General features: G+C 50.3%; 3 protein-coding genes. All 3 read left to right on the top strand.

All coding sequences use genetic code 11. The annotated features are described in order from the left end of the window. Window positions 1-221 (top strand): DNA cytosine methyltransferase (locus ACOCD2_RS17955; protein ID WP_419589671.1); only part of this gene is annotated, 221 nt, incomplete at its 5' end. After that, on the top strand, window positions 191-697 hold the full coding sequence (locus tag ACOCD2_RS17950) for a very short patch repair endonuclease (RefSeq protein ID WP_419625854.1): 507 nt from the start codon (window positions 191-193) through the stop codon (window positions 695-697). The genes ACOCD2_RS17955 and ACOCD2_RS17950, both read left to right, overlap by 31 nt. After that, window positions 675-1,907, top strand: a complete 1,233-nt coding sequence (locus ACOCD2_RS17945; RefSeq protein ID WP_293652819.1) for a type II restriction endonuclease — start codon at window positions 675-677, stop codon at window positions 1,905-1,907. Before ACOCD2_RS17950 ends, ACOCD2_RS17945 begins: the two co-directional genes overlap by 23 nt. Window positions 1,908-1,982: the final 75 nt, after the last annotated feature.

Here is a 1,982-nt window from a genome sequence, read left to right as displayed (position 1 = left end):
CGGGAAGAAATCCCCGGCGCCTTACTCCAAGGGAATGTGCACGACTCATGGGGTATCCTGATGATTTTGTCATCCCGGTATCCGATACACAGGCGTACAGACAGTTCGGCAACTCCGTGGTGGTGCCTGTTATCAGGCAGATAGCCATTCTTATGAAGCCACATTTCATGGCAATAAAGCAGGCGGAGGAATGTCCGGAGCAACAGCGTTTTACTGTCTGATGACTGATCGGATCAGCAGGGAAGCCAGAAGCCGCAATATGGCAGCTATCCGGGGAAAAGACACGAAGCCGGAGCGGGTGGTCAGGCGTCTGTTGCACCGCCGGGGATATCGGTTCCGTCTTCATGACAGCAGACTTCCTGGGAAGCCGGATATTGTTCTGCCTAAATGGCATGCCGTAATCTTTGTACACGGGTGTTTCTGGCATGGACATGGCTGCCACCTGTTTAGGGTTCCAGCAAGTAATACAGGTTTTTGGGTAACCAAGATCTGCGGAAACATTGAAAGGGACCGCATTGTTCTTCGAAAGCTGCAGGAGAATGGTTGGCGTATTGCTGTCGTATGGGAATGTGTCCTGAAAGGTAAAACCCGAACAGATCCAGAGGATCTGGCGCAGCGGCTGTCTGATTGGATCCAATCTGATGAGGCTGTTATCACTATAGGTGGCGATACGGATGAAAAAAGGCTATTTGTCTGAATATTTCGATGGTGTGGCAGCAAAATGCCTGAGTGCCGTTGAGGTAAATCTGTTCCGCAGCAACCAGCATGAGTTCAACGGTGTCAGATCTCTCAGGCGTATTTTCGGCCATGCCACAGGCCGCCAGCATTTTCCTGCTGTTTTCCTCTATCTTGATGATGTGAGGGAACCGGTCAGTGAAGAAGGCTTTATGACCTGGTACGACGCCAGGGAAGCCCATCCGGTCCGGAGCGAGTACAGGCTTTATTTTCCTGATACAGATGTATCACGGCATGCAGAAGAAGGAGATGTACTGATAATTGGGAAACGTCCTGACGGCAGTCTGATGGTGGTGATTTCCCAAGGAGGCAGCACCGCTGCAAACCAGATTCTGTGGCTGTTCGGCCTCGGTAATCTGTCCGATGGGGGATTTTCAGTAAGAGACGAATTTCGGGATGAAGAGAACAGGACCCGGCATGCGGTCAAGACAATCCTGGAAACTCTCGGCATTGTAACCCGGGAAGAAGACGAATCTTTTCTTGATGACATGCTCGCAAGCTTTGGTGAAAGCTTCCCTTGCACACGGGTATTTTCAGAATATGCCAGAAAAACACTCCCTGATCTTAATCCCCGCGAAGATCCGGATTATGTTTTGCTGGCATGGCTGGAGCAGGAGGAAGTTCTGTTCAGAACACTGGAGAAGTATCTCATCACAGACCGCCTAAAAGAGGGGTTTGGTGATGATGTGGACAGTTTTATTTCCTTTTCCCTGTCAGTGCAGAACAGAAGGAAATCGCGGGCAGGCCATGCACTGGAAAACCATCTGGAAGAAATTTTTATCTCTAGGCAAATCTGCTACCAACGAGGTGCTACCACAGAGAACCGCGCCCGTCCGGATTTTCTGTTCCCCAGCGGAGGGGAATATCATGATCCGTTTTTTGATTCCAATCTGCTGACCATGCTGGGAGCAAAAAGTACTTGTAAGGACCGATGGAGACAGGTTCTTTCGGAAGCGGAGCGCATTCCGGACAAGCATCTGCTGACACTGGAAACAGCCATCAGTACTGCCCAAACCGATGAAATGAGAGGCCACCGCCTTCAACTGGTTGTACCTGAGCCACTTGCTGAGACCTACACCACAGCGCAAAGGGACTGGCTTCTTGATTTGCGCTCGTTTTGTGAAATTGTATCTGGCAAACAGAAAAAATCGGGTGGCAGGTTGTTACTCTGACGTAAGCATCCTCAAATAAGCACCTATGTTCCAAATGCTGATCGGAACGTAGGGTTGTCTGCACGCACACTGAAG

Origin of the sequence: Thiolapillus sp., assembly GCF_048562965.1 — a bacterium.
In the GTDB taxonomy this organism is placed as follows: domain Bacteria; phylum Pseudomonadota; class Gammaproteobacteria; order Chromatiales; family Chromatiaceae; genus Thiolapillus; species Thiolapillus brandeum_A.
This window is presented reverse-complemented; position numbering and strand designations above follow the sequence as displayed.

Coding starts and splice junctions, on each gene's coding strand:
- ACOCD2_RS17950 (WP_419625854.1), top strand. CDS start 191: ATGTCCGGAGCAACAGCGTTTTACTGTCTGATGACTGATCGGATCAGC.
- ACOCD2_RS17945 (WP_293652819.1), top strand. CDS start 675: ATGAAAAAAGGCTATTTGTCTGAATATTTCGATGGTGTGGCAGCAAAA.